Raw genomic sequence first — 23,023 nt, 5'->3', positions numbered from 1 at the left:
TCAGTCGTCTTCCTCGTCTTTGAGCAGCGCCCCGGTGCTGGCGTCGAGCTTGACCTCGCGCACCACGCCATCTTTGGTCAGCAGCTCGACTTCATATTCGTAGCGCTCATCATCTTCTTCCAGCTCGGCCTCCAGCAAACGCGCCCCGGGGTGACGCCCCAGGGCGGTTTCAAGCAGTTGCTCGAGCGGCAGGATGACGCCCTTCTGGCGCAGCTTCAGGGCCTCGTCCTGGTCGAGGTCCCGGGCCACGGCCAGCGAGCAGACGGCCAGCAACGTCAGTGCCAGGTAGCGTGCAGGCCGCAGCAGGCTGATCATCAGTTGTCGCGCTCGTCCTTGAGGACTTCACCGGTCTTGGCATCCATGTCGACATCCCACTCGACGTTCTGCGCGTCACGCAGTTCGACCTTGTAGATGTAGCGGCCGTATTCGTTCTCCAGCTCCGAATCGGTGACAGTGGCGCCTGGGTGCTTGGCCACGGCGGCGGCCTTGAGCTCGTCGAGCGACTTGATGGTCTTGGCGTTGACCAGCTTGACCACTTCGTCAGGCTGCACATCCTTGGCGAAGGCAGCGTTGGCGCCCAGGGTCAGGGCAGCGGCAGTGAACAGGGCAGTCAGGGTTTTCATAGGTGTTCTCCGTAAGAGACGTTGGAAGTTGTCTACGGGGTTAAGACTATCCAGCGGTCCTTAATTCAACCTGAAAGCAACGGCCGGCATGATAACGTACGTCACCCGGCCTGTCGGCCACCCGCCTTCGAGATTTGCCATGAGCGCCATTCACATCAAGTTTCCCGCCCTGACCTTCAAGGCCGGACAGCGGGCGTTGCAGCACATTCGTGACAAAGGCCTGCTGGCAGCCGATGTCGGCGTGCTGCCAGGCGCTGCGGGCGGACCGAAGCCGCTGGGCATCCAGGGCCTGGACCTGGCGCTGTTTGGGCACTGGTTGCCGTCGGCGCCGCGCCAGCGCGCCTTGATCGGGGCCTCGATCGGCTCGTGGCGCTTCGCCAGTGCCTGCCTCGAGGACCCGGTGGCGGGTATCCGGCGGCTGGGCGAGTTGTATACCGAGCAGGACTTCGCCAAAGGCGTCACCCCAGCGCAGATCAGCCAAAGCTGCCAGCGCATGCTCGACGAGCTGTTGCAGGGGCGCGATCAGCAGATTCTCGACAACCCGCATTACCGCTTGAACATTCTGGTAGTCAAGAGCCATGGCCAGCTCGCCCACGACCACCGTGGCCGCCTGGGCGTGGGCCTGGGTTCGGTGATCGCCAGCAACCTGCTGGGGCGCTCGCGCCTGGCCCGGCACTTCGAGCGCATCATCCTGCACGATGCGCGCAGTGCGCCGCCGCTCGACACCCTGACCGACTTCCCTTCGCGCTGCCTGCCACTGGGCCTGGATAACCTGCGCCATGCATTGCTGGCGTCAGGCTCGATCCCGATGGTGATGCAAGGGGTGCGCGATATTCCTGGCGCAGGCTCTGGCACCTATCGCGATGGCGGCCTGCTCGACTATCACCTGGATTTGCCTTACCAAGGCAATGACCTGGTGCTGTATCCGCACTTCACCGACAAGGTCGTGCCGGGCTGGTTCGACAAGGCACTGCCCTGGCGCAAGGGCGATGCCACGCGCCTGCAGAATGTGCTGTTGATGACGCCATCGCCGCAGTACCTGGCTGCACTGCCCTACGGCAAGTTGCCCGACCGTAACGACTTCAAGCGCTTCATGGGTGATGCGGCAAGCCGCAAGCGCTATTGGTACAAGGCCATCGCCGAAAGTCAGCGTTTGGGCGACGAGCTGCTGGAGTTGATCGCCACCGGGCGCTTGCACCAACAGCTGCAAGCCTTGTAGCGGGCATGCTGGTAGACTGCGCGCATTAACGATTCACAAAGAGTTGAAAAGCGTGGAAATCTTCAAGGAATTTACCTTCGAATCGGCGCATCGCCTGCCTCATGTTCCTGACGGCCACAAATGCGGCCGTTTGCACGGTCACTCGTTCAAGGTGGGTCTGCACCTGACCGGCCCGCTCGACCCGCATACTGGCTGGATTCGCGATTTCTCGGAAATCAAGGCGGTGTTCAAGCCGATCTACGAGCGCCTGGACCACAACTACCTGAACGACATCCCCGGTCTGGAAAACCCAACCAGCGAGGTACTGGCCAAATGGATCTGGGATCAGGTCAAGCCATTGCTGCCTGAATTGTCGAAAGTGCGTATCCACGAAACCTGCACCAGCGGCTGCGAGTACACCGGCGACTGAAGCCCGGTGCAGCAGGCATTGCGCCGGCCTGCTGCACAGCGCGGCGGTTCAGGACTGGCTGGTGACATGGGGCTTGCTGATGATCTGCATGGCGACCATGCCCCCTTCGCCTTGATGGACATTGAGGAAGATCGCGCCATCGCGCTCATGCCGACGCAAGGGTTTGCCGCCGGGGACCAGTAGCCGCATGTTGTAGCGGCGCTGGCCTGAGGTCGGGCCCAGGCGCGGCATGCCATCGATCGTCCACAGCCGCGCTTCGGGCGCAAGCTCGGCGCCACGAACGTGCGACGCCTGCCAGATGCCCGCATACCCGGAGGCTTTCGACGCGCTGTAGTCCAGCGTCCATGCGCCGATGCTCCAGACCCGATCCACAGGGCGGATCTCGTAGTAGCGCGGCTTGTCGTCGGTCGGCGTACCGCGCGTGTACGCGCCGAACCAGAAAAGCTCCCAGAACTGCAGGGTCGGTGTGGTGTAGAGGTTGGGCTCGAGGTTTTTCACCCATCGACCTTGTGCTTCGCACTGCAGGTAGCGGTCGTGGCTGTCGCGTGCATGACGCCCACCGGTCTGCACCCAGACGGCGGCAAGCTGGTGTTTCACCTGCTCCCAGGCGTCCACGTTGATGCGCTGGCTACCTTGCCACCAGCAGCGGGCAAGAAAGGTGTCGTTCGGGCTGTAGATGAAGTTGCTCATGCTGACTCTCCACGTCAGATTCGAGAACCTCAACGCTAAGCGCCCCGCGCCGGCCTTATCAGCCGGAAGCCATCACTCGAGCGTCTGTTGAAGGAACGCCGGAGCGATATAGCGCTGGTAGTGGGCTTCGGAGAGCAGGAAGAACTCACGGTCGATGGCGTCGCGCAACTGCGGCAGCTCCCACTCGCGAAACTCCGGCAGCAAGGCCATGCCGTAGGCTTCTAGGTCGCGAATCATGCGGGCACCGCGCGCAATCAGCTGATACGCCCAGCAGTACTCGGACTGCTGCTCGACGAAACGGATCGAGCGCTGCTGCAATTGCTGACGCAGCAGGCCTTTGTCGAACACCTCGAGCTTGGCCATCATCACCTGCACCAACAGCTGCTCCAGGCGCAGCCAGACCGCACGTTTCTGCTGCTCGTCGTAGCCGTTCCAGTGGATCACTTCGTGGTGAAAGCGCTTGCAACCGCGGCACACGGTGTCGCCGTAGACGGTTGAGCAAAGGCCGACGCACGGCGTCTTGATGGACTGGTTGGACATTGGAAAACAACGGCTTGGCGGGGGAACACCGGGCCATGTTAGCCCTTTGTCTAACCAGGGTCACCCGTTAAAGTGATGCCCTGCGCCTTACCTTGGCGATTTTTTTGCCGTAGAATCATCCGGCCTTTTCAAAGGCAACAATGTCCGTTGGAAGCTGTTTTCAAAGCGTCACGAGCACAGTTCATCCGGTAGAACGGCGTTGGCCCGGGCCATGCAACCCTCGCATGCCCGCGCCAGCCCTCATCAGCTCCCGTTCTGCAGGCGTAAAACTTTGAAAGCAGCTTCTGTAAGGATTCTTTGCGACCCAGGCTGGGCGGCCCACAAAGCCGTCACTGCGCATGGGTGCATCGAATGCTGGATGAGCGTCCCGGACCCCCTTTAGGGACCACTGATGAGGGTAATAACTGTGCTTGAAGCCTACCGCAAACACATCGAAGAGCGTGCCGCCCTGGGTATCGTGCCCCAGCCGCTGAACGCCGAACAAACTGCAGGCCTGGTCGAGCTGCTGAAAAACCCGCCGGCCGGCGAAGAAGCCTTCCTCGTAGACCTGATCACCAACCGCGTACCGCCAGGGGTCGACGAGGCTGCCTACGTCAAGGCCGCTTTCCTCTCCGCCGTGGCCAAGGGCGAAGCCCAATCGCCGCTGATCGACCGCAAGCATGCCACCGAACTGCTCGGTACCATGCAGGGCGGCTACAACATCGAGACGCTGGTCGCGCTGCTGGATGACGCCGAATTGGGCGCCGTCGCGGCCGAGCAGCTCAAGCACACCCTGCTGATGTTCGACGCCTTCCACGATGTGGCCGAAAAAGCCAAGGCCGGCAACGCCCACGCCAAGGCCGTGCTGCAGTCCTGGGCCGCTGGCGAATGGTTCACCTCGCGCCCTGCCATCGCCGACAAGTACACCCTGACCGTGTTCAAGGTGCCTGGCGAAACCAACACCGACGACCTGTCCCCTGCCCCGGACGCCTGGTCGCGCCCTGACATCCCGCTGCACGCCCTGGCCATGCTGAAAATGGCCCGTGACGGCATCGAGCCGCAGCAACCAGGCTCGGTCGGCCCGCTGGCGCAGATCGAAGCCATGCGCGCCAAGGGCTACCCAGTGGCCTACGTTGGCGACGTGGTCGGTACCGGTTCTTCGCGTAAATCGGCCACCAACTCGGTGCTGTGGTTCTTTGGCGACGACATCCCGAACGTGCCGAACAAGCGTGCCGGTGGCTTCTGCTTCGGCACCAAGATCGCCCCGATCTTCTACAACACCATGGAAGACGCCGGCGCCCTGCCGATCGAATTCGACTGCACCGACCTGGCCATGGGCGACGTCATCGATGTCTATCCGTTCAAGGGCGAAGTCCGTCGTCACGGCAGCGATGAGCTGGTTACCACCTTCGCGCTGAAGACCGAAGTGCTGCTTGACGAAGTCCGTGCTGGCGGCCGTATTCCGCTGATCGTCGGCCGTGGCCTGACCGAAAAAGCCCGTGCCGAGCTGGGCCAGGGCCCATCGGAGCTGTTCAAGAAGCAAGAGCAGCCTGCCGACACCGGCAAGGGCTTCACCCTGGCGCAGAAGATGGTCGGCCGTGCCTGCGGCCTGCCTGAAGGTCAGGGCGTACGCCCAGGCGCCTACTGCGAGCCGAAGATGACAACCGTCGGCTCCCAGGACACCACCGGCCCGATGACCCGCGACGAGCTCAAAGACCTCGCCTGCCTGGGCTTCTCGGCTGACCTGGTCATGCAGTCGTTCTGCCACACCGCGGCGTATCCGAAGCCGATCGACGTCACTACCCACCACACCCTGCCAGACTTCATCCGCACCCGTGGCGGCGTGTCGCTGCGTCCAGGCGACGGCATCATCCACAGCTGGCTGAACCGCATGCTGATGCCCGACACCGTGGGTACCGGTGGCGACTCGCACACCCGCTTCCCGATCGGCATCTCGTTCCCGGCAGGTTCCGGCCTGGTCGCGTTCGCCGCTGCCACCGGCGTCATGCCGCTGGACATGCCGGAGTCGATCCTGGTCCGCTTCAAGGGCAAGCTGCAGCCTGGCATCACCCTGCGTGACCTGGTACACGCCATCCCTTACTACGCGATTCAGCAGGGCCTGCTGACCGTCGAGAAGAAGGGCAAGAAAAACGCCTTCTCCGGCCGCATCCTGGAGATCGAAGGCCTGGACGAGCTGACTGTCGAGCAAGCGTTCGAGCTGTCCGACGCGTCCGCCGAGCGTTCCGCTGCTGGCTGCACCATCAAGCTGCCGGAAAAGGCCATCGCCGAATACCTCAAGTCCAACATCACCCTGTTGCGCTGGATGATCGGCGAAGGCTACGGCGATGCCCGGACTCTGGAGCGTCGTGCCCAGGCCATGGAAGCCTGGCTGGCCAACCCTGAGCTGCTGTCGGCCGACGCCGATGCCGAATACGCTGAAATCATCGAAATCGACCTGGCCGACGTCAAGGAGCCTGTGCTCTGCGCCCCGAATGACCCGGACGATGCCCGCCTGCTGTCTTCGGTCCAGGGCGAGAAGATCGACGAAGTGTTCATTGGCTCGTGCATGACCAACATCGGTCACTTCCGCGCTGCCGGCAAGCTGCTGGAGAAGGTCAAGGGTGGCATTCCAACCCGTCTGTGGCTGGCCCCGCCGACCAAGATGGACGCCCACCAGCTGACCGAAGAAGGCTACTACGGTATCTACGGCAAGGCCGGTGCGCGCATGGAAATGCCAGGCTGCTCGCTGTGCATGGGTAACCAGGCGCGCGTGCAGACCGGTTCGACGGTGGTGTCGACCTCGACCCGTAACTTCCCGAACCGCCTGGGCGATGCGACCAACGTGTACCTGGCCTCGGCCGAACTGGCCGCAGTCGCCTCGATCATCGGCAAGCTGCCGACCGTCGAGGAGTACATGCAGTACGCCAAGGACATCGACAGCATGGCTGCCGACGTCTACCGCTACCTGAGCTTCGACCAGATCGCCGAGTTCCGCGAAGCGGCTGCCAACGCGCAGATCCCGGTGGTTCAGGCCTAAGGGCAGCGGCGAGCTTCGAGCTGCAAGCTGTAAGTAAAGGCCCCGGCGAATGCCGGGGCTTTTTTATGCGCGTTATCTAGAAGCTGTCTTGGGGGATGCGCACCCAGCCTTCCATCAATACGCGTGCGCTTCGGCTCATGATCGCCTTGATGACAGTCCACTGGCCGTCGACCTGGCGCGCTTCGGCGCCGACGCGCAGGGTGCCGGAGGGGTGACCGAAGCGCACGGCGCTGCGCTCGCCGCCGCCAGCGGCAAGATTGACCAGCGTGCCTGGGATAGCGGCGGCGGTGCCAATGGCTACAGCAGCGGTGCCCATCATCGCGTGGTGCAGCTTGCCCATCGACAGGGCACGGACCAACAAGTCGATGTCGCTAGCGCTCACCACCTTGCCGCTAGAGGCCGTGTAGTCGCTCGGCGGCGCCACGAACGCGACCTTGGGGGTATGCTGGCGCCCTGCTGCCTGATCGATGTGCTCGATCAGGCCCATGCGCACGGCGCCATGGGCGCGGATGGCCTCGAAGCGCTGCAATGCCAGGGCATCGCCGTTGATCGCCTCTTGCAACTCGGTACCGCTATAGCCGAGCGCGGCAGCGTCGATGAACACGGTTGGGATACCGGCATTGATCAGGGTCGCTTTGAACGTACCAACACCAGGCACCTGCAAATCGTCTACCAGGTTGCCGGTGGGGAACATCGCCCCGCCTGCGCCCTCTTCATCGGCCGCTGGGTCGAGGAACTCCAGTTGTACTTCTGCGGCTGGAAAGGTCACGCCATCGAGCTCGAAATCGCCGGTTTCCTGCACCTCACCCTCGACGATCGGCACATGGGCGACGATCGTCTTGCCGATGTTGGCCTGCCAGATACGCACCACCGCCACGCCGTTGCGCGGGATCCGCGCCGGGTCGAGCAGGCCGTTGGCGATGGCGAACGAGCCGACCGCCGCCGACAAGTTGCCACAGTTGCCGCTCCAGTCGACGAAGGGCTGGTCGATGGCAACCTGGCCGAACAGGTAGTCGACGTCATGATCGGCCCTGGTGCTTTTGCACAGGATTACCGTCTTGCTGGTGCTCGAGGTGGCGCCGCCCATGCCATCGATCTGTTTGCCATAGGGATCGGGGCTGCCGATGATGCGCAGCAGCAGCGCGTCGCGCGCAGGCCCTGGCGTCTGCGCAGGCTCCGGCAAGTCTTGCAGGCGCAGGAAAACGCCTTTGCTGGTGCCGCCACGCATGTAAGTGGCGGGAATCTTGATCTGCGGTGCATGTGCCATGGTGAGCTGTTCTCTTTGCAATGGGTAGGCGCAAAGGGCTGCCAGGCAGCCCTCTGCGCGCCGCTACACGGTTGATTCGAGGAAATCCTGGGCAAAGCGTTGCAACACCCCGCCCGCCTCGTAGATCGAGACTTCCTCGGCGGTGTCCAGCCGGCAGGTGACCGGCACCTGCAACTGCTCCCCGGTGCGCCGGGTGACCACCAGGGTCAAGGTCGCCCGCGGCTTGCGCTGACCAAGCACGTCGTAAGTCTCGCTGCCATCCAGGCCCAGGGTGTTGCGATCGGTGCCCGGCTGGAACTCCAACGGCAGCACACCCATGCCTACCAGGTTGGTGCGGTGGATGCGCTCGAAGCCTTCGGCAACGATCGCCTCGACGCCGGCCAGGCGCACGCCTTTGGCCGCCCAGTCACGCGAGGATCCCTGACCATAGTCGGCCCCGGCAACGATGATCAGCGGTTGCTTGCGCTGCATGTAGGTTTCAATGGCCTCCCACATGCGCGTCACCTGGCCTTCGGGCTCGATGCGCGTCAACGAGCCCTGCTTCACGCTGCCGTCGGCGTTGCGCACCATCTCGTTGTACAGCTTGGGGTTGGCGAAAGTGGCGCGCTGGGCGGTCAGGTGATCGCCACGGTGGGTGGCGTAGGAGTTGAAGTCTTCCTCGGGCAGGCCCATCTTCGCCAGGTATTGCCCGGCTGCGCTGTCGAGCAGAATGGCGTTCGAAGGCGACAAGTGATCGGTGGTGATGTTGTCGGGCAATACCGCCAACGGCCGCATGCCGCGCAAGGTTCGCTCACCGGCCAAGGCGCCCTCCCAGTAAGGTGGGCGGCGAATATAGGTGCTCATTGGCCGCCAATCGTACAGCGGCGCCACTTGCGGCCCGCGATCCTCTTCGATGGCGAACATCGGGATATAGACCTGGCGGAACTGCTCAGGCTTGACCGCCGCGCGCACGACTGCATCGATTTCCTCGTCGCTGGGCCAGATATCCTTGAGGCGGATCGGCTGGCCATCGACCACGGCCAGCACGTCTTTTTCAATGTCGAAGCGGATGGTGCCGGCGATCGCGTAGGCCACCACCAGTGGCGGCGAGGCGAGAAACGCCTGCTTGGCGTAAGGGTGGATGCGGCCGTCGAAGTTACGGTTTCCCGACAACACGGCGGTGGCGTACAGGTCGCGGTCGATGATCTCCTGTTGGATCTGCGGGTCGAGCGCACCCGACATGCCGTTGCAGGTGGTGCAGGCGAAAGCGACGATGCCAAAGCCCAACTGTTCGAGCTCGCGTTCAAGCCCTGCCTCCTGCAGGTACAGCTGCACCGCCTTGGAACCCGGCGCCAGCGACGACTTGACCCAGGGCTTGCGCACCAGGCCCAGGCGGTTGGCGTTGCGCGCCAGCAAGCCGGCGGCGATGACATTGCGTGGGTTGCTGGTGTTGGTGCAACTGGTGATCGCCGCGATGATCACGGCGCCATCGGGCATCTGCCCCGGCACATCCTGCCAGGCACCGGCGATGCCCTTGGCCGCCAGGTCGCGGGTGGCGACACGGGCATGCGGGTTGGACGGGCCGGCCATGTTACGCACCACGCTCGACAGGTCGAAGCTCAGGGTGCGCTCGTATTCGGCCTGGGCCAGACTGTCGGCCCACAGGCCGGCGACCTTGGCGTAGGTTTCGACCAACTGCACCTGCTGATCATCGCGACCGGTCAGCCTGAGGTAATCGATGGTCTGTTGGTCGATGGCGAACATCGCGGCGGTGGCGCCGTATTCCGGGGCCATGTTGGAGATCGTGGCGCGGTCGCCCAGGGTCAATGCGCTGGCTCCTTCACCGTGAAACTCCAGGTACGCACCGACCACCTTCTGCTGACGCAGAAACTCGGTCAGGGCCAACACCAGGTCCGTGGCCGTGATGCTGGGCGCCAGCCGGCCGGTCAGGGTCACGCCAACGATTTCCGGCAAGCGCATCCATGAGGCGCGACCTAGCATGACGTTTTCTGCTTCAAGGCCGCCGACACCAATGGCGATTACCCCCAAGGCATCGACATGGGGCGTGTGGCTGTCGGTGCCGACACAGGTGTCGGGGTACGCCAGGCCATGATCGCCATGGATGACCGGCGACATCTTCTCCAGGTTGATCTGGTGCATGATGCCGTTGCCTGGCTGGATCACGTCGACGTTCTTGAAGGCTTTCTTGGTCCAGTTGATGAAGTGGAAACGGTCCTCGTTGCGGCGGTCTTCGATGCTGCGATTCTTCTCGAAGGCTTGCGGGTCATAACCGCCGCATTCCACCGCCAGCGAATGATCGACGATCAGCTGCACTGGCACCACTGGGTTGACCTGGGCCGGATCGCCGCCCTTGTCGGCAATGGCATCACGCAGACCGGCCAGGTCGACCAGGGCGGTCTGCCCGAGAATGTCGTGGCACACCACGCGTGCCGGAAACCACGGGAAGTCCAGGTCGCGCTTGCGCTCGATCAGTTGGCCCAGCGAGGCATCGAGCGTGGCCGGATCGCAGCGTCGTACCAAGTTCTCGGCCAGGACTCGGGAGGTATAGGGCAAACGGTCGTAGGCGCCGGGCTTGATCGCATCGACCGCCGCACGGGCATCGAAATAGTCCAGGGCAGTACCTGGCAGGGGCTTGCGGTATGCAGTGTTCATAGGCTTCAGGCTCGGTCACGGTATTCGGTATGCAGGTCTGGCCCCCAGGGCTGCTGCGCAGCCCCGGGAGCCTATGCCTTAGCGCTGCTCGATTGGCACGAACTGGCGCTGCTCGACGCCCACATACTCGGCGCTTGGGCGGATGATGCGGTTGTTGGCGCGCTGCTCGAAGACATGCGCGGCCCAGCCAGTCAGGCGCGAGCAGACGAAGATCGGCGTGAACAGCTTGGTCGGGATGCCCATGAAGTGGTACGCCGAGGCGTGATAGAAGTCGGCGTTGGGGAACAGGCGCTTCTGCTCCCACATGGTCCGGTCAATGGCCTCGGACACCGGATACAGCACGGTGTCGCCAGCCTCATCGGCCAGCTGCCTGGCCCAACCCTTGATCACCTCGTTGCGGGGATCGGACTCTTTGTAGATCGCGTGGCCGAAGCCCATGATCTTGTCCTTGCGTTCGAGCATGCGCAGCAGTTCATTGGTGGCCTGCTGTGGGCTCTGGAAGCGCTCTATCAGCTCCATGGCCGCCTCGTTGGCACCGCCGTGCAACGGCCCGCGCAACGTGCCAATGGCGGCCGTGACACAGGAATACAGGTCCGACAAGGTCGAGGCGCAGACCCGCGCAGTGAAGGTCGAGGCATTGAATTCATGCTCTGCATAGAGGATCAGCGACACGTTCATTACCTTGACGTGCAACTCGCTCGGCTGCTTGCCGTGCAGCAGATAGAGGAAGTGGCCACCCAGGGTTGGCTCGTCACTGCTGCAATCGATGCGCACCCCGTGGTGACTGAAGCGATACCAGTAGCACATCACTGCCGGGAACAGCGCCAGCAGGCGGTCGGTTCTGTCGCACTGGGCCTCGAAGGTCAGCTCCGGCTCCAGGGTACCGAGCACCGAACAACCGGTGCGCATCACGTCCATCGGATGCGCATCGCGCGGGATGCGCTCGAGCACCTCCTTGAGCGCCTGCGGCAATTCGCGCAGGCTCTTGAGCTTGTGCTTGTAGTCGGCAAGCTCGGCCTGGCTGGGCAGTTCGCCGTACAGCAGCAGGTAGGCGACCTCTTCGAATTCGGCACCAGCGGCCAAGTCACGAACATCGTAGCCACGGTAGGTCAGGCCGGCGCCGGCCTGGCCGACGGTGGACAGTGCAGTCTGGCCGGCCACCTGGCCGCGCAGGCCTGCACCACTGAGAACTTTTGCTTCGGCCATGGTGTTTCTCCTTTCTTGAACTTGTTATGGAAAATCGGGCTTATCGGCATTTGCTGCCTGGCTTGCTCGCGGATTGGTGGCGCGCAAGCCAGAACCGGTTCAGGCTTTTTTCTGGGCGAACAACGCATCCAGGCTCTGCTCGAAGGCGTGGTAGCCGATGGCGTCGTACAGCTCCATGCGCGTCTGCATGGTGTCGATCACATTCTTTTGCGTGCCATCCCGGCGCAAGGCGCTGTACACATTGTCTGCGGCCTTGTTCATGGCGCGAAACGCCGACAGCGGGTAGAGCACCAGCGACACATCGACCGACGCCAGCTCCTCGGTGGTAAACAGCGGCGTGGCGCCGAACTCGGTGATGTTGGCCAGAATCGGCGCCTGCACCCGCTCGGCGAAGGTCTTGTACATGGCAAGCTCGGTAATCGCTTCGGGGAAAATCATGTCGGCCCCGGCTTCGACGCACGCTGCAGCGCGATCCAGAGCAGCGTTCAAGCCCTCCACCGCCAGCGCATCGGTGCGCGCCATGATCACGAAGCTGTCATCGCTGCGGGCATCGACCGCTGCCTTGATGCGGTCGACCATCTCCTGCTGCGAGACGATTTCCTTGTTTGGCCGATGACCGCAGCGCTTGGCCCCGACCTGATCCTCGATATGGATGGCCGCCGCGCCGAACTTGCTCATCGAGCGCACGGTACGGGCCACGTTGAAAGCCGAGGCGCCGAAGCCGGTGTCGACATCAACCAGCAACGGCAGGTCGCAGACATCGGTGATGCGCCGCACATCGGTGAGCACATCGTCCAGGTTGCTGATGCCCAAGTCCGGCAGCCCCAGCGAGCCTGCTGCCACACCGCCGCCGGAGAGGTAGATGGCCTTGAAGCCGGCACGCTTGGCCAACAGGGCATGGTTGGCGTTGATCGCGCCCACCACTTGCAGCGGATGTTCGGCGGCAACGGCGTCACGAAAACGCTGTCCAGGGGTGCTGTGCTGAGTCATTGATCACCTCGAAGGTCATTGTTGTTGGCGTCCTGGTAGTGACGCTCGATGTTGCGCTTGGATGCGCCGATATGACGGCGCATCAGCAGCTCGGCCAGCTCGCCGTCACGGCTTTCGATGGCATCGAGGATGCGGTGGTGTTCGCTGAAGGCCTGGCGGGGCCGGTTGGGCGTGGCGGAAAACTGGATTCGGTACATGCGCACCAGCTGATACAGCTCGCCGCAGAGCATCTTCACCAGGGTCTGGTTGCCACTGCCGTGGATGATCCGGTAGTGAAAATCGTAGTCGCCTTCTTGTTGGTAGTAACCCAGCCCGGCCTGGAACGCGGCGTCGCGCTCATGGGTCTGCAGTACCGCCCGCAACTCGTCGATGTCGGCCTGGCTCATGCGCGCGGCGGCCAGGCGGCAGGCCATGCCTTCAAGCGATTCGCGAATCTCATACAATTCGATCAGCTCGGCGTGGCTCAGTGACACCACCCGCGCGCCGACATGTGGCACCCGGACCAACAGGCGCTGACCTTCCAGGCGGTGGATCGCCTCGCGCAGCGGTCCGCGGCTGATGCCGTAGGTACGCGCAAGCTCTGGCTCGGAAATCTTGCTGCCCGGCGCGATGTCGCCTTTGACGATAGCCGCCTGGATGCGCCGGAAGACATGCTCGGACAAGGTTTCCGTATCGTCTGACGCGGCGGGTCTGGGGGTGGTGAGGTCCAGCATATTGTCGACACCTTGAGGCACACTTTTACTGAAACTAGCGAATCAGAGGTTTGCAGTCAAAGGTAAAATCGACATTGTCGACAATCGTCTAATCGCGAACTAAGCCCGCCCCGCCGTTGTCTGAACGCGGCGCGCTGGCGTCAAGACGTCGGCGTGATAGAATGCCGCGCTTCCAACGGAGCAGGGAGCGCGTTTCTGTCGCCGATTCATGTTGTCGACAGATGAACGAGCAAGCGTGCGCAGTCGTTGCCAGTCACCTTTGCCCCACAATCTGCCCAGCTCACCGCGCCAGGACTATGAGACTTACACCCGTCATTCTGCTGTTATGCCTGACCCTGCTACCGGCCCTTGGCCAGGCAGCGGGCAAGACCGTGTACGGTCTGAACGAATACGCCCGGCTGGGCGATCTTGACTTGGAGGTCGCTGCCAAGCTCGACACCGGGGCCAAGACCGCCTCGCTCAGCGCCCGCGATATCAAGCGCTTCAAACGCAACGGCGAAAGCTGGGTACGCTTCTACCTGGCCATCGATGCCGCCCATTCGCACCCGATCGAGCGCCCGTTGGCACGCGTCAGCAAGATCAAGCGCCGCGCTGGCGATTACGATGCACAGTCCGGCAAGGCCTACACCGCGCGCCCAGTCATCGAGCTGGCTATCTGCATGGGCCAGGCCCGGCGCACCATCGAGGTCAACCTCACTGACCGCAGCGCCTTCCAGTTTCCGCTGTTGATCGGCTCCGAGGCGCTCAAGCACTTCGACGCGCTGGTCGACCCAAGCCTCAAATACGCGGCCGGCAAACCTGCCTGTGCCACCGACGCTCCCAAAGCAGAGTAATCCCGATGCGCTCTCTTACCCTCCATTTGAAAGTCCTGATCACCGTGCTGGTGCTGCTCGGCGTGGCGGTCACGGCTTATCAGATCCTCGTGCTGGGCATTCCGGTCACCGAAGACGAAACCGACGACCTGTGGAACATCGACGCCAAGGTCGAGTTCGTCGCCAGCACCAAGGATCCGGTGAAGATCCAGATGTTCGTGCCGCCGCTCAATCGCGACTACGTGAGCCTCAACGAGAGCTTCATCTCCAACAACTACGGGGTCAGCGTCAACCGCGCCGACGGTAACCGCAAGGTAACCTGGTCGGCACGTCGCGCCAGCGGCAACCAGACCCTCTACTACCGTTTGGTGCTGACCAAGCGCTACAGCAAGGAAAAGGCCACGGTCAAAGGCCCGACCTTCCGCGACAGCCTGGCCATCGAAGGCCCAGAGAAAATCGCCGCCGAGGCGCTGATGGCGCCGATACGCCAGCATTCGGCGGATGTCGAGACCTTCGTCAGCGAAACCATCAAGCGGGTCAACAACCTCAACGACGACAACGTCAAGCTGTTGCTGGGCGGCGACACTTCGCCGATGAAGAAGGCTCAGGTGATCGACCTGTTGCTGTCGATCGCCCACGTGCCGATGGAAAAAGTCCATACCATCCGCCTGGTCGCCGATACCCCGCAAACCCCAGAATTGTGGCTGCGCAGCTTCAACGGCAGCGACTGGCTGTACTTCAACCCCGACACCGGCGAGCAGGGCCTGCCGAACGATCGCCTGCTGTGGTGGACTGGTGACGACAACCTGATCACCGTCGATGGCGGCAAGAAGGCCAATGTCACCTTCAGCATGAACAACAGCGAGATGAACGCCATCCGCCTGGCCAAGCTGACCGACGAGAACACCGACGCCGATTTCCTCGAGTATTCGCTCTACGGCCTGCCCCTGCAGACCCAGCAGACCTTCATGATCATGGTGATGATCCCGATCGGCGTGCTGGTCATTCTGGTGCTGCGCAACCTGATCGGTATCCAGACCCTGGGCACCTTCACCCCGGTGCTGATCGCGCTGGCCTTCCGCGAAACGCAGTTGGGCTTTGGTATCGTGCTGTTCACGGTGATCACCGCCCTGGGTCTGTCATTGCGCTCCTACCTCGAGCACCTGAAGCTGCAAATGCTGCCGCGCCTGTCGGTGGTGCTGACCTTCGTCGTGGTGCTGATCGCCGCCATCAGCCTGTTCAGCCACAAGCTGGGCCTTGAGCGCGGGCTGTCGGTGGCGCTGTTCCCGATGGTGATCCTGACCATGACCATCGAACGCCTGTCGATTACCTGGGAAGAGCGCGGCGGTGGCCATGCCATGAAGGTCGCGATCGGTACCTTGTTCGCCGCCTCGCTGGCGCACCTGTTGATGATGGTGCCGGAGCTGGTGTACTTCGTCTTCACCTTCCCGGCCGTGCTGTTGATCCTGGTGGGCTTCATGCTGGCGATGGGTCGCTACCGCGGCTATCGCCTGACCGAGCTCGTACGCTTCAAGGCATTCCTGAAGAAGGCTGACGCCTGATGTTTGGCCTGATCAAGACCTGGAAAGCCCTGGAGGCCCGGGGCATCATGGGCATCAACCGGCGCAACGCGGACTATGTGCTCAAGTACAACAAGCGCAGCCTGTACCCGATCGTCGACGACAAGATCATCACCAAGGAGCGCGCCCTGGCGGCCGGTATCCATGTGCCGGAAATGTACGGCATCATCGAGACCGAGAAGCAGATCGACAAGCTGCACGAGATCATCGGCGGGCGCAGCGACTTCGTCATCAAGCCGGCCCAGGGTGCCGGCGGTGACGGCATCCTGGTGATCGCCGACCGCTTCGAGGACCGTTACCGCACGGTATCGGGCAAGATCATGAGCCACGAGGAAATCGAGCACCAGGTCTCGAGCATCCTCACCGGCTTGTACTCGCTGGGCGGCCACCGCGACCGCGCGCTGATCGAATACCGGGTGACCCCCGACCAGATCTTCAAGAGCATCAGCTATGAGGGGGTGCCTGACATCCGCATCATCGTGCTGATGGGCTATCCGGTCATGGCCATGCTGCGCCTGCCGACCCGCCAGTCCGGCGGCAAGGCCAACCTGCACCAGGGCGCCATCGGTGTCGGCGTCGACCTGGCCACAGGGGTGACCTTGCGCGGCACCTGGTTGAACAACATCATCAGCAAGCACCCGGACACCACCAATGCGGTGGACGGCGTGCAGCTGCCAAACTGGGACGGCTTCATGAAGCTGGCCGCCGGTTGCTATGAGTTGTGCGGGCTGGGCTACATCGGCGTGGACATGGTGCTGGATCAGGACAAAGGCCCGTTGATTCTCGAACTCAACGCCCGCCCCGGCCTGAACATCCAGATCGCCAACGACACCGGCCTGACCCAGCGCACTCACGCCGTCGAGGCGCACATCGAGGCGCTGGCCAAAGACGGCATCAGCGAAGATGCCGAGCAGCGGGTGCGCGTTGCGCAGAGCCTGTTCGGCCACGTGCATCCACACTGACCACTGGCGGCCGCTTCACCGGGGTGGCATGCACCCGGTGAAGCGGCCCGGTGAAACAGGCCGCTTAATGTCGTCCTGACGCTAGGCGCCATCCATGCACGGGTCTACAATCGGCCTCTTCGCTTTTACATCGCCGTCCCTACTGATGCCGACCTGCACGCTTCACCCCCTGCCCTACCAGCCTGACCCCGCCGTCTATTTCGCCCGCCTGCGCCAGGCGCCAGGGGCGATCCTGCTCGACAGTGCTCGCCCTGACGCGACGCGTGGCCGCTTCGATCTATTGAGCGCCTGGCCCTTGCAGCACCTGCAAGTCGCGTCAGAGGAAGACGGCCGCGCTTACCTGCAGCGACTGCGCGCAAGCCTGCTGCAGCTGGGTGATGCGCAGTTACCTGCCGGTGTCGAGCTGCCCTTCGCGGGCGGCCTGATCGGCTACTTGAGCTATGATTTCGGCCGACGCCTTGAGCAGCTGCCGCATCAGGCGAACGACGACCTGGGCTTGCCCGATGCGCAGCTTGGCCTGTATGCCTGGGCGCTGATCACCGACCACCAGCTGTGCACCAGTCAATTGGTGTTCCATCCCGCCCTGGCGCTAACCGAACGTACTCGCCTGACGACGCTGTTCGACGCTGCCGACACCTCGAGCTGCGGGGATTTCCACCTGCTGGCGCCGATGCGGGGCGACCTGCAGGCCGAGCAATACAAGGTGGCTTTCGATCAGGTGCAGCGCTACATTCAGGCCGGCGACTGTTATCAGATCAACCTCACTCAGCGCTTTCGAGCACCATGCCAGGGCGATCCTTGGCGGGCCTACCAGGCCTTGCGCCAAGCCTGCCCTACGCCGTTTTCCGCGTACCAGCAGCTGGCCGATGGCAGCGCGCTGCTGAGCTTTTCGCCAGAGCGCTTCATCCGCGTCAATGAGGGCCAGGTGGAGACTCGCCCGATCAAGGGCACCCGGCCGCGCGCGGACGACCCTGCCCAGGATGCGCGCAATGCCGAGGAGCTGCTGCACAGTAGCAAGGATCGCTCGGAAAACCTGATGATCGTCGACCTGCTGCGCAACGACCTCGGACGCACCTGCGCCATCGGCTCGGTGAAGGTGCCGGAGCTGTTCAGCCTGGAGAGTTACCCCAACGTGCACCACCTGGTCAGCAGCATCACCGGGCAACTGGCCGCGGACAAAGACGCGCTGGACCTGATCGGCGACAGTTTCCCCGGCGGCTCGATCACCGGCGCCCCGAAGATCCGCGCCATGCAGATCATCGACGAGCTGGAGCCAACGCGGCGCGCCCTGTACTGCGGCTCGCTGCTGTACGTGGACGTACGCGGCGAGATGGACAGCTCGATCGCCATTCGCAGCCTGCTGGTCAGGGACGGTCAGGTCAACTGCTGGGGCGGCGGTGCGGTGGTGGCTGACTCCAACTGGCAGGCCGAATACGAAGAATCGATCGCCAAGGTCCGCGTCCTGTTGCAGACCCTGCAAAGCCTTTGAGCCTGCCGGCCAGGCGTCTACCTGGCCATTTTTTGTTACCATCCCCTCATTACGAGCGCACAGCGCCATAGCCAAGATGGAAACCGCCTGATGAGCCTACCTTTCGACGTCGCCGCACTGGCCGCGACCTACGCCAGCAAGTCCCCGCAGGACATCCTCAAACTTGCGTTCGATCACTTCGGTGACGACCTGTGGATTTCCTTCAGTGGTGCCGAGGACGTGGTGCTGGTCGACATGGCCTGGAAGCTGAACAAGCAGGTCAAGGTGTTCAGCCTGGACACCGGCCGTTTGCACCCTGAGACCTACCGTTTCATCGATCAGGTACGCGAACACTACAACCTGCCGATCGAGATCCTCAGCCCGGACCGCGCCAAGCTCGACCCGTTCGTCAAGGAAAAGGGGCTGTTCAGTTTCTACCGCGACGGCCATGGCGAGTGCTGCGGCATCCGCAAGATCGAGCCGCTGCGCCGCAAGCTGGCCACGGTCAGCGCCTGGGCCACCGGCCAGCGCCGCGACCAGAGCCCTGGCACGCGCAGCCAGGTGGCAGCACTGGAAATCGACAGCGCGTTCTCGACCCCTGAGCGCACCTTGTACAAGTTCAACCCTCTGGCGCAGATGACCAGCGAAGAAGTCTGGGGTTACATCCGCATGTTGGAGCTGCCGTACAACAGCCTGCATGAACGCGGCTTCATCAGCATCGGCTGCGAGCCCTGCACCCGCCCGGTGCTGCCGAACCAGCACGAGCGCGAAGGTCGCTGGTGGTGGGAAGAGTCGACCCAGAAAGAATGCGGCCTGCACGCCGGCAACCTGATCGGCAAGGCTTGAAGCTGCAAGCTGCGAGTTCACGCCTCAAGAAAAAAGCGGCCTGCGAATGGGCCGCTTTTGCTTGTAGCTTGAACCCTGTAACTGTAGCTGCCTAGTGCACAGGCAGTTCGACGCCTTCGAAGAGCTCTTCGAGCTCTTGCTTGTTGTGGCACTGGATGGCCTTGGCCATGACTTCGCGGGTCAGGTGTGGGGCGAATTTTTCGATGAAATCGCACATGAAGCCACGCAGGAATGTGCCGCGGCGAAAGCCAATCTTGGTGATGCTGGCCTCGAACAGCTCGCTGGCATCCAGCGCCACCAGGTCGCTGTCGAGCTTGGTATCGACCGCCATCTTGGCCACGATACCCACGCCCAGCCCCAGGCGTACGTAGGTTTTGATCACGTCGGCATCGGCTGCGGTGAACACCACCTTCGGCGTCAGGCCACGGTGGTTGAATGCCTCGTCCAGCTTGGAGCGGCCGGTGAAGCCAAACACGTAGGTGACGATCGGGTACTCGGCAACCGCTTCGAGGGTAAGCTTCGGCAGCTTGGTCAGCGGATGGCCCTGGGGCACCACCACACACCGATTCCACTTGTAGCACGGCATCATGATCAGGTCACCGAACAGCTCCAGCGCCTCGGTGGCGATGGCGAAGTCAACGGTGCCGTCAGCGGCCATTTCGGCGATCTGCATCGGTGAGCCCTGGTGCATGTGCAGGGACACTTCCGGATACTGCTTGATGAAATTGCTGATCACCGGGGGCAGTGCGTAACGGGCCTGGGTGTGGGTCGTGGCGATCGACAAGGTGCCTTTTTTCTCGTTGGAGAATTCCTGGGCAATCTGCTTGATGCTCTCGACCTTGCGCAGGATCTCCCCGGCCGTATTGATGATGCGCTCGCCAGCAGGCGTGACGCGAGTCAGGTGCTTGCCGCTGCGCGCGAATACCTCGACTCCCAGCTCGTCCTCGAGCAAGCGGATCTGCTTGCTGATCCCCGGCTGCGAGGTGTACAGGCTCTGCGCCGTCGCGGAGACGTTGAGGTCGTGGTGCGCCACTTCCCAGATGTAGCGCAGTTGTTGAAGCTTCATAGGTTTCCCTCGAATCAGCGGTAGGTCAGCGGCAGCAGGCAGCGACGGGATATAACTATATTAGTGGTTGTGGAAATAAAACTAGAACTATTTTGTTACATGCCCTTGGGAAATTTCCTACCGCCGACTTCACACTTTCCTCCTACCGAGGTGCTGGGAAAGCGGCACCATGTACACCGGAACCGGTGACAGTTGCAGCAGCCGCACCGCTGTTCGGCCAATGGGCACGTCGACACCCGCCCCGGCGCTGTGACTGCCGAAGATCAGCAGGTCGACGCTCAGCCGCTGGGCCTGGTCGAGGATGACCTGGGCCGGATCGCCCTGACGCACGCGCATCGCCTTGATCAGGGCGAGGTCAGCAGCTTCGCCCAACTCGTCACGAAAGTTCTCCAGCACCCGCTGCTCGATATTGGCCATGACGGTATTGACCCCCTCGCTGTGCAGGGTGTCCAGGGTTTGCTCATCCAGGTAACTTTGCAGCAATGACTCGGCGAACTGCCCCATCGGTTCCACGGCATGGATGACATAGAGCTCGGCGCCGAAACCGCGCGCCAAGGCCAAGGCGTGCTGCAGGACAAACGGGGCGTACACGCCCAGGTCGGTGGCGTACAGCATGGAGCGGATCATTCGACCTCCTCGACTACCGTTGCGGCAGAGCAAGCTTGAGCTTAGCAGCGCGCCGGACCCGCGTTCAGCCGTCCAGCGTACTGCTGCTGCGGCCTGAACAGACTCAGGCGCTACGCCGGGCGCGCTCGATGAAGCGCAGCGCCTGGTACAGCATGCGTACCTGCGCCAGCTCGCAACCTGCGGCCTGAGCCCTGGCAAGCGGCTCGGCGTAGATCGCCTGCAACTCCAGTGGCCGCTGCTGAACGTGATCGTGGTACATGCTTGGCCAGTAGTCGGGCATCTGCTCGGTGACACGCAGCAGGTGGTCGGCGTAGCCATCAGGCAGTGGATGACCGCAGGCAGCGGCGCCTTGCGCGACTTCGGCCATCAGGGTCCGGATCAGCTGGCGGCTGTCGGCGTCACTCATCAGCGCGCTGGTGCTGGCGCCGAGCAGCACCGAGAGGCCGTTGTAGGGCACGTTCCACACCAGCTTCTGCCAGCGCGCCTGGCCCAGGTCGGCCATGGCCTGGGAATCGACACCCGCAGCGCGGAACAACGCGGCACCGGCTTCGACGAGCGCCGCGCCGCCATCGGCCGCTGGCCCGCTGTGATAACCCAGGTTGACCGCACCCAGGGCCTGGTGGCGAATGACCCCCGGCGCCTGCCGGTCGACGCAGATAAAGCACAGACCGCCCAGCAGGTGCAGGTTCGCGGGCAAGTCCGCGCGCAGTTGCTCCTCCATGCCCAGGCCGTTCTGCAGCAAGACCACCTTGGCATCACGGGCAGCCGCCTGGACGATCAACGGCGCGAGCTCGGTATTGCTGGTGGCCTTGGCCCCGATCAACAGCCAATCGCAAGGTGGCATGTCTGCCGCATTGGCATAAGCCTGGACATTCAGCTGCACGCTCCCGTGCACCGCGCTGTCGATCGTCAGGCCGTGCTGGCGCACCACGTCATACTCGCTGCGCAGCAAGAAGTGCACATCGAACCCGGCGCGCGCCAGCATCACGCCGTAGAAGCCGCCAATCGCGCCGCTGCCAATGATGCCGATGCGTTGCTTACGAAGGGTCATGCTGCTCTCCATCTGGGTTAGGCTGCCTTTTTTACACCTTTTACCGTGGCTTTGCGCAAGGTGACTGTCAGTAAAGACGCCAGCGCCAGGGAAAAACCCTGGAACGCGTAGCCCAGGCCATTGTCGCGCACCCTTTAACGCGCTAAGGTTCGGCTCCCCGCTGCGAACATTCTTGCTGCTGGGCCGCACGGGGATTGCTGGCGGCCGGCACCGTGACCTGACGAGTAACACGATGGCTGATTTACCGATCGACGACCTAAACGTTGCCTCCAACGAGACCTTGATCACCCCCGATCAGCTCAAGAAGGAAATACCCCTCAGCGCCAAGGCCCTGCAGACTGTCACTGCCGGCCGGGAAGTGGTGCGCAACATCCTCGACGGCAAGGACCACCGCCTGTTCGTGGTGATCGGCCCCTGCTCCATCCACGACATCAAGGCTGCCCACGAATATGCCGAGCGCCTCAAGGTGCTGGCCGCCGAGGTGTCCGACACGCTGTACCTCGTCATGCGCGTGTACTTCGAGAAGCCCCGCACCACAGTGGGCTGGAAGGGGCTGATCAACGACCCGTACCTGGATGACTCGTTCAAGATCCAGGACGGCTTGCACATTGGCCGTCAGCTGTTGCTGGACCTGGCCGAGATGGGCTTGCCCACCGCAACCGAAGCGCTCGATCCGATCTCGCCGCAGTACCTGCAAGACCTGATCAGCTGGTCGGCCATCGGTGCGCGCACCACCGAATCGCAAACCCACCGGGAAATGGCCTCCGGCCTGTCTTCGGCAGTCGGCTTCAAGAACGGCACCGACGGCGGCCTGACCGTCGCCATCAATGCCTTGCAATCGGTGTCCAAGCCGCATCGATTCCTGGGCATCAACCAGGAAGGCGGGGTATCCATCGTCACCACCAAGGGCAATGCCTACGGCCATGTGGTGCTGCGCGGTGGCAACGGCAAACCGAACTATGACTCGGTCAGCGTCGCGCTGTGCGAGCAGGACCTGGCCAAGGCCAAGATCAAGCCCAACATCATGGTCGACTGCAGCCACGCCAACTCCAACAAGGACCCTGCCCTGCAACCGCTGGTGATGGAGAACGTCGCCAACCAGATCCTCGAAGGCAATCAGTCGATCATCGGCCTGATGGTCGAGAGCCACTTGAACTGGGGCTGTCAGTCGATTCCGAAGAACCTCGACGACCTGCAGTACGGCGTGTCGGTCACTGACGCCTGCATCGACTGGTCGGCTACGGAGAAGGCGCTGCGCAGCATGCACGCCAAGCTCAAGGATGTGT

21 protein-coding genes are annotated in these 23,023 nt (G+C 62.9%); 9 read left to right on the top strand and 12 right to left on the bottom strand.

Annotated elements, in window-relative coordinates; translation table 11 throughout:
- Both ACLEJW_RS22885 and ACLEJW_RS22880 read right to left on the bottom strand, forming a co-directional pair.
- Positions 1-315: a PepSY domain-containing protein gene (locus ACLEJW_RS22885; RefSeq protein ID WP_313456238.1), complete on the bottom strand. Its 315-nt coding sequence runs from the start codon at positions 313-315 to the stop codon at positions 1-3.
- Positions 315-623, bottom strand: coding sequence for a PepSY domain-containing protein (locus ACLEJW_RS22880; RefSeq protein WP_145182113.1), 309 nt, complete (start codon positions 621-623; stop codon positions 315-317). The genes ACLEJW_RS22885 and ACLEJW_RS22880 overlap by 1 nt, the downstream gene beginning before the upstream one ends.
- 139 nt (positions 624-762) lie before the next feature.
- Between ACLEJW_RS22880 and ACLEJW_RS22875 the strand changes: the two genes are divergently transcribed.
- Together ACLEJW_RS22875 and queD are read left to right on the top strand one after the other, a co-directional pair.
- Positions 763-1,842: a patatin-like phospholipase family protein gene (locus ACLEJW_RS22875; RefSeq protein WP_145182110.1), complete on the top strand. Its 1,080-nt coding sequence runs from the start codon at positions 763-765 to the stop codon at positions 1,840-1,842.
- A 52-nt stretch (positions 1,843-1,894) separates the two neighbouring features.
- Positions 1,895-2,251, top strand: coding sequence for a 6-carboxytetrahydropterin synthase QueD (gene queD / locus ACLEJW_RS22870; RefSeq protein ID WP_145182107.1), 357 nt, complete (start codon positions 1,895-1,897; stop codon positions 2,249-2,251).
- A 48-nt stretch (positions 2,252-2,299) separates the two neighbouring features.
- Here the strand turns inward: queD and ACLEJW_RS22865 are convergent, their stop codons facing one another.
- On the bottom strand, positions 2,300-2,941 hold the full coding sequence (locus tag ACLEJW_RS22865) for a hypothetical protein (RefSeq protein WP_313456234.1): 642 nt from the start codon (positions 2,939-2,941) through the stop codon (positions 2,300-2,302).
- A 72-nt stretch (positions 2,942-3,013) separates the two neighbouring features.
- Positions 3,014-3,481, bottom strand: a complete 468-nt coding sequence (locus tag ACLEJW_RS22860) for a DUF1289 domain-containing protein (RefSeq protein WP_313456232.1) — start codon at positions 3,479-3,481, stop codon at positions 3,014-3,016.
- Positions 3,482-3,887: 406 nt separating this feature from the next.
- Between ACLEJW_RS22860 and acnB the strand changes: the two genes are divergently transcribed.
- A complete protein-coding gene (gene acnB / locus ACLEJW_RS22855) occupies positions 3,888-6,497 on the top strand; it encodes a bifunctional aconitate hydratase 2/2-methylisocitrate dehydratase (protein ID WP_145183333.1) in 2,610 nt (869 codons plus the stop codon).
- A 76-nt stretch (positions 6,498-6,573) separates the two neighbouring features.
- Here the strand turns inward: acnB and prpF are convergent, their stop codons facing one another.
- The 5 genes from prpF to ACLEJW_RS22830 form a co-directional block, all read right to left on the bottom strand.
- A complete protein-coding gene (gene prpF, locus ACLEJW_RS22850) occupies positions 6,574-7,764 on the bottom strand; it encodes a 2-methylaconitate cis-trans isomerase PrpF (RefSeq protein ID WP_313456230.1) in 1,191 nt (396 codons plus the stop codon).
- A 63-nt stretch (positions 7,765-7,827) separates the two neighbouring features.
- Positions 7,828-10,416 carry a Fe/S-dependent 2-methylisocitrate dehydratase AcnD gene (gene acnD / locus ACLEJW_RS22845; RefSeq protein WP_313456228.1) on the bottom strand — a complete coding sequence of 863 codons (2,589 nt, stop codon included), beginning with the start codon at positions 10,414-10,416 and terminating at the stop codon, positions 7,828-7,830.
- Between the two features lie 78 nt (positions 10,417-10,494).
- A complete protein-coding gene (gene prpC, locus ACLEJW_RS22840) occupies positions 10,495-11,622 on the bottom strand; it encodes a bifunctional 2-methylcitrate synthase/citrate synthase (protein ID WP_145182093.1) in 1,128 nt (375 codons plus the stop codon).
- Positions 11,623-11,721: 99 nt separating this feature from the next.
- A complete protein-coding gene (prpB, locus tag ACLEJW_RS22835; protein WP_313300505.1) occupies positions 11,722-12,612 on the bottom strand; it encodes a methylisocitrate lyase in 891 nt (296 codons plus the stop codon).
- Positions 12,609-13,325: a GntR family transcriptional regulator gene (locus tag ACLEJW_RS22830; protein WP_145182087.1), complete on the bottom strand. Its 717-nt coding sequence runs from the start codon at positions 13,323-13,325 to the stop codon at positions 12,609-12,611. The genes prpB and ACLEJW_RS22830 overlap by 4 nt, the downstream gene beginning before the upstream one ends.
- 296 nt (positions 13,326-13,621) lie before the next feature.
- Between ACLEJW_RS22830 and rloA the strand changes: the two genes are divergently transcribed.
- The 5 genes from rloA (at position 13,622) to ACLEJW_RS22805 (ending at position 18,993) form a co-directional block, all read left to right on the top strand.
- Positions 13,622-14,158 carry a retropepsin-like aspartic peptidase RloA gene (rloA, locus tag ACLEJW_RS22825; protein ID WP_145182083.1) on the top strand — a complete coding sequence of 179 codons (537 nt, stop codon included), beginning with the start codon at positions 13,622-13,624 and terminating at the stop codon, positions 14,156-14,158.
- Between the two features lie 5 nt (positions 14,159-14,163).
- The gene (gene rloB / locus ACLEJW_RS22820; RefSeq protein ID WP_145182080.1) at positions 14,164-15,699 is read left to right on the top strand and encodes an osmotic stress tolerance membrane protein RloB; all 1,536 of its coding nucleotides are present in this window, start codon (positions 14,164-14,166) and stop codon (positions 15,697-15,699) included.
- Complete coding sequence (locus ACLEJW_RS22815; RefSeq protein WP_313456222.1) at positions 15,699-16,679, top strand: alpha-L-glutamate ligase-like protein; 981 nt, start codon at positions 15,699-15,701, stop codon at positions 16,677-16,679. Before rloB ends, ACLEJW_RS22815 begins: the two co-directional genes overlap by 1 nt.
- 145 nt (positions 16,680-16,824) lie before the next feature.
- A complete protein-coding gene (gene pabB, locus ACLEJW_RS22810) occupies positions 16,825-18,168 on the top strand; it encodes an aminodeoxychorismate synthase component I (RefSeq protein WP_313456220.1) in 1,344 nt (447 codons plus the stop codon).
- 90 nt (positions 18,169-18,258) lie between these two features.
- On the top strand, positions 18,259-18,993 hold the full coding sequence (locus tag ACLEJW_RS22805; RefSeq protein WP_313300496.1) for a phosphoadenylyl-sulfate reductase: 735 nt from the start codon (positions 18,259-18,261) through the stop codon (positions 18,991-18,993).
- 91 nt (positions 18,994-19,084) lie between these two features.
- Here ACLEJW_RS22805 and cysB read toward each other — a convergent pair whose 3' ends face one another.
- The 3 genes from cysB to ACLEJW_RS22790 all read right to left on the bottom strand — a co-directional run bounded on the left by cysB (position 19,085) and on the right by ACLEJW_RS22790 (position 21,737).
- On the bottom strand, positions 19,085-20,059 hold the full coding sequence (cysB, locus tag ACLEJW_RS22800) for an HTH-type transcriptional regulator CysB (protein ID WP_145182069.1): 975 nt from the start codon (positions 20,057-20,059) through the stop codon (positions 19,085-19,087).
- A 129-nt stretch (positions 20,060-20,188) separates the two neighbouring features.
- On the bottom strand, positions 20,189-20,686 hold the full coding sequence (locus tag ACLEJW_RS22795) for a universal stress protein (protein WP_313300491.1): 498 nt from the start codon (positions 20,684-20,686) through the stop codon (positions 20,189-20,191).
- A gap of 103 nt (positions 20,687-20,789) precedes the next feature.
- A complete protein-coding gene (locus tag ACLEJW_RS22790; RefSeq protein ID WP_313456217.1) occupies positions 20,790-21,737 on the bottom strand; it encodes a putative 2-dehydropantoate 2-reductase in 948 nt (315 codons plus the stop codon).
- Positions 21,738-21,969: 232 nt separating this feature from the next.
- On the opposite strand from ACLEJW_RS22790, the gene ACLEJW_RS22785 reads away from it, so the two are divergent.
- Positions 21,970-23,023 (top strand): 3-deoxy-7-phosphoheptulonate synthase (locus tag ACLEJW_RS22785; RefSeq protein WP_440778297.1); only part of this gene is annotated, 1,054 nt, incomplete at its 3' end.

This window comes from Pseudomonas sp. SMSB3 (assembly GCF_052041965.1).
Classification (GTDB): Bacteria; Pseudomonadota; Gammaproteobacteria; order Pseudomonadales; family Pseudomonadaceae; genus Aquipseudomonas.
The sequence above is the reverse complement of the archived record's forward strand: the minus strand, read 5'-3'. Positions and strand labels throughout refer to the sequence as shown.

Excerpts from the sequence above, each read along its gene's own strand:
- ACLEJW_RS22885 (WP_313456238.1), bottom strand. The coding sequence starts at position 315 with ATGATCAGCCTGCTGCGGCCTGCACGCTACCTGGCACTGACGTTGCTG.
- ACLEJW_RS22880 (WP_145182113.1), bottom strand. The coding sequence starts at position 623 with ATGAAAACCCTGACTGCCCTGTTCACTGCCGCTGCCCTGACCCTGGGC.
- ACLEJW_RS22875 (WP_145182110.1), top strand. The coding sequence starts at position 763 with ATGAGCGCCATTCACATCAAGTTTCCCGCCCTGACCTTCAAGGCCGGA.
- ACLEJW_RS22865 (WP_313456234.1), bottom strand. The coding sequence starts at position 2,941 with ATGAGCAACTTCATCTACAGCCCGAACGACACCTTTCTTGCCCGCTGC.
- ACLEJW_RS22860 (WP_313456232.1), bottom strand. The coding sequence starts at position 3,481 with ATGTCCAACCAGTCCATCAAGACGCCGTGCGTCGGCCTTTGCTCAACC.
- prpF (WP_313456230.1), bottom strand. The coding sequence starts at position 7,764 with ATGGCACATGCACCGCAGATCAAGATTCCCGCCACTTACATGCGTGGC.
- acnD (WP_313456228.1), bottom strand. The coding sequence starts at position 10,416 with ATGAACACTGCATACCGCAAGCCCCTGCCAGGTACTGCCCTGGACTAT.
- prpC (WP_145182093.1), bottom strand. The coding sequence starts at position 11,622 with ATGGCCGAAGCAAAAGTTCTCAGTGGTGCAGGCCTGCGCGGCCAGGTG.
- prpB (WP_313300505.1), bottom strand. The coding sequence starts at position 12,612 with ATGACTCAGCACAGCACCCCTGGACAGCGTTTTCGTGACGCCGTTGCC.
- ACLEJW_RS22830 (WP_145182087.1), bottom strand. The coding sequence starts at position 13,325 with ATGCTGGACCTCACCACCCCCAGACCCGCCGCGTCAGACGATACGGAA.
- rloA (WP_145182083.1), top strand. The coding sequence starts at position 13,622 with ATGAGACTTACACCCGTCATTCTGCTGTTATGCCTGACCCTGCTACCG.
- rloB (WP_145182080.1), top strand. The coding sequence starts at position 14,164 with ATGCGCTCTCTTACCCTCCATTTGAAAGTCCTGATCACCGTGCTGGTG.
- ACLEJW_RS22815 (WP_313456222.1), top strand. The coding sequence starts at position 15,699 with ATGTTTGGCCTGATCAAGACCTGGAAAGCCCTGGAGGCCCGGGGCATC.
- pabB (WP_313456220.1), top strand. The coding sequence starts at position 16,825 with ATGCCGACCTGCACGCTTCACCCCCTGCCCTACCAGCCTGACCCCGCC.
- ACLEJW_RS22805 (WP_313300496.1), top strand. The coding sequence starts at position 18,259 with ATGAGCCTACCTTTCGACGTCGCCGCACTGGCCGCGACCTACGCCAGC.
- cysB (WP_145182069.1), bottom strand. The coding sequence starts at position 20,059 with ATGAAGCTTCAACAACTGCGCTACATCTGGGAAGTGGCGCACCACGAC.
- ACLEJW_RS22795 (WP_313300491.1), bottom strand. The coding sequence starts at position 20,686 with ATGATCCGCTCCATGCTGTACGCCACCGACCTGGGCGTGTACGCCCCG.
- ACLEJW_RS22790 (WP_313456217.1), bottom strand. The coding sequence starts at position 21,737 with ATGACCCTTCGTAAGCAACGCATCGGCATCATTGGCAGCGGCGCGATT.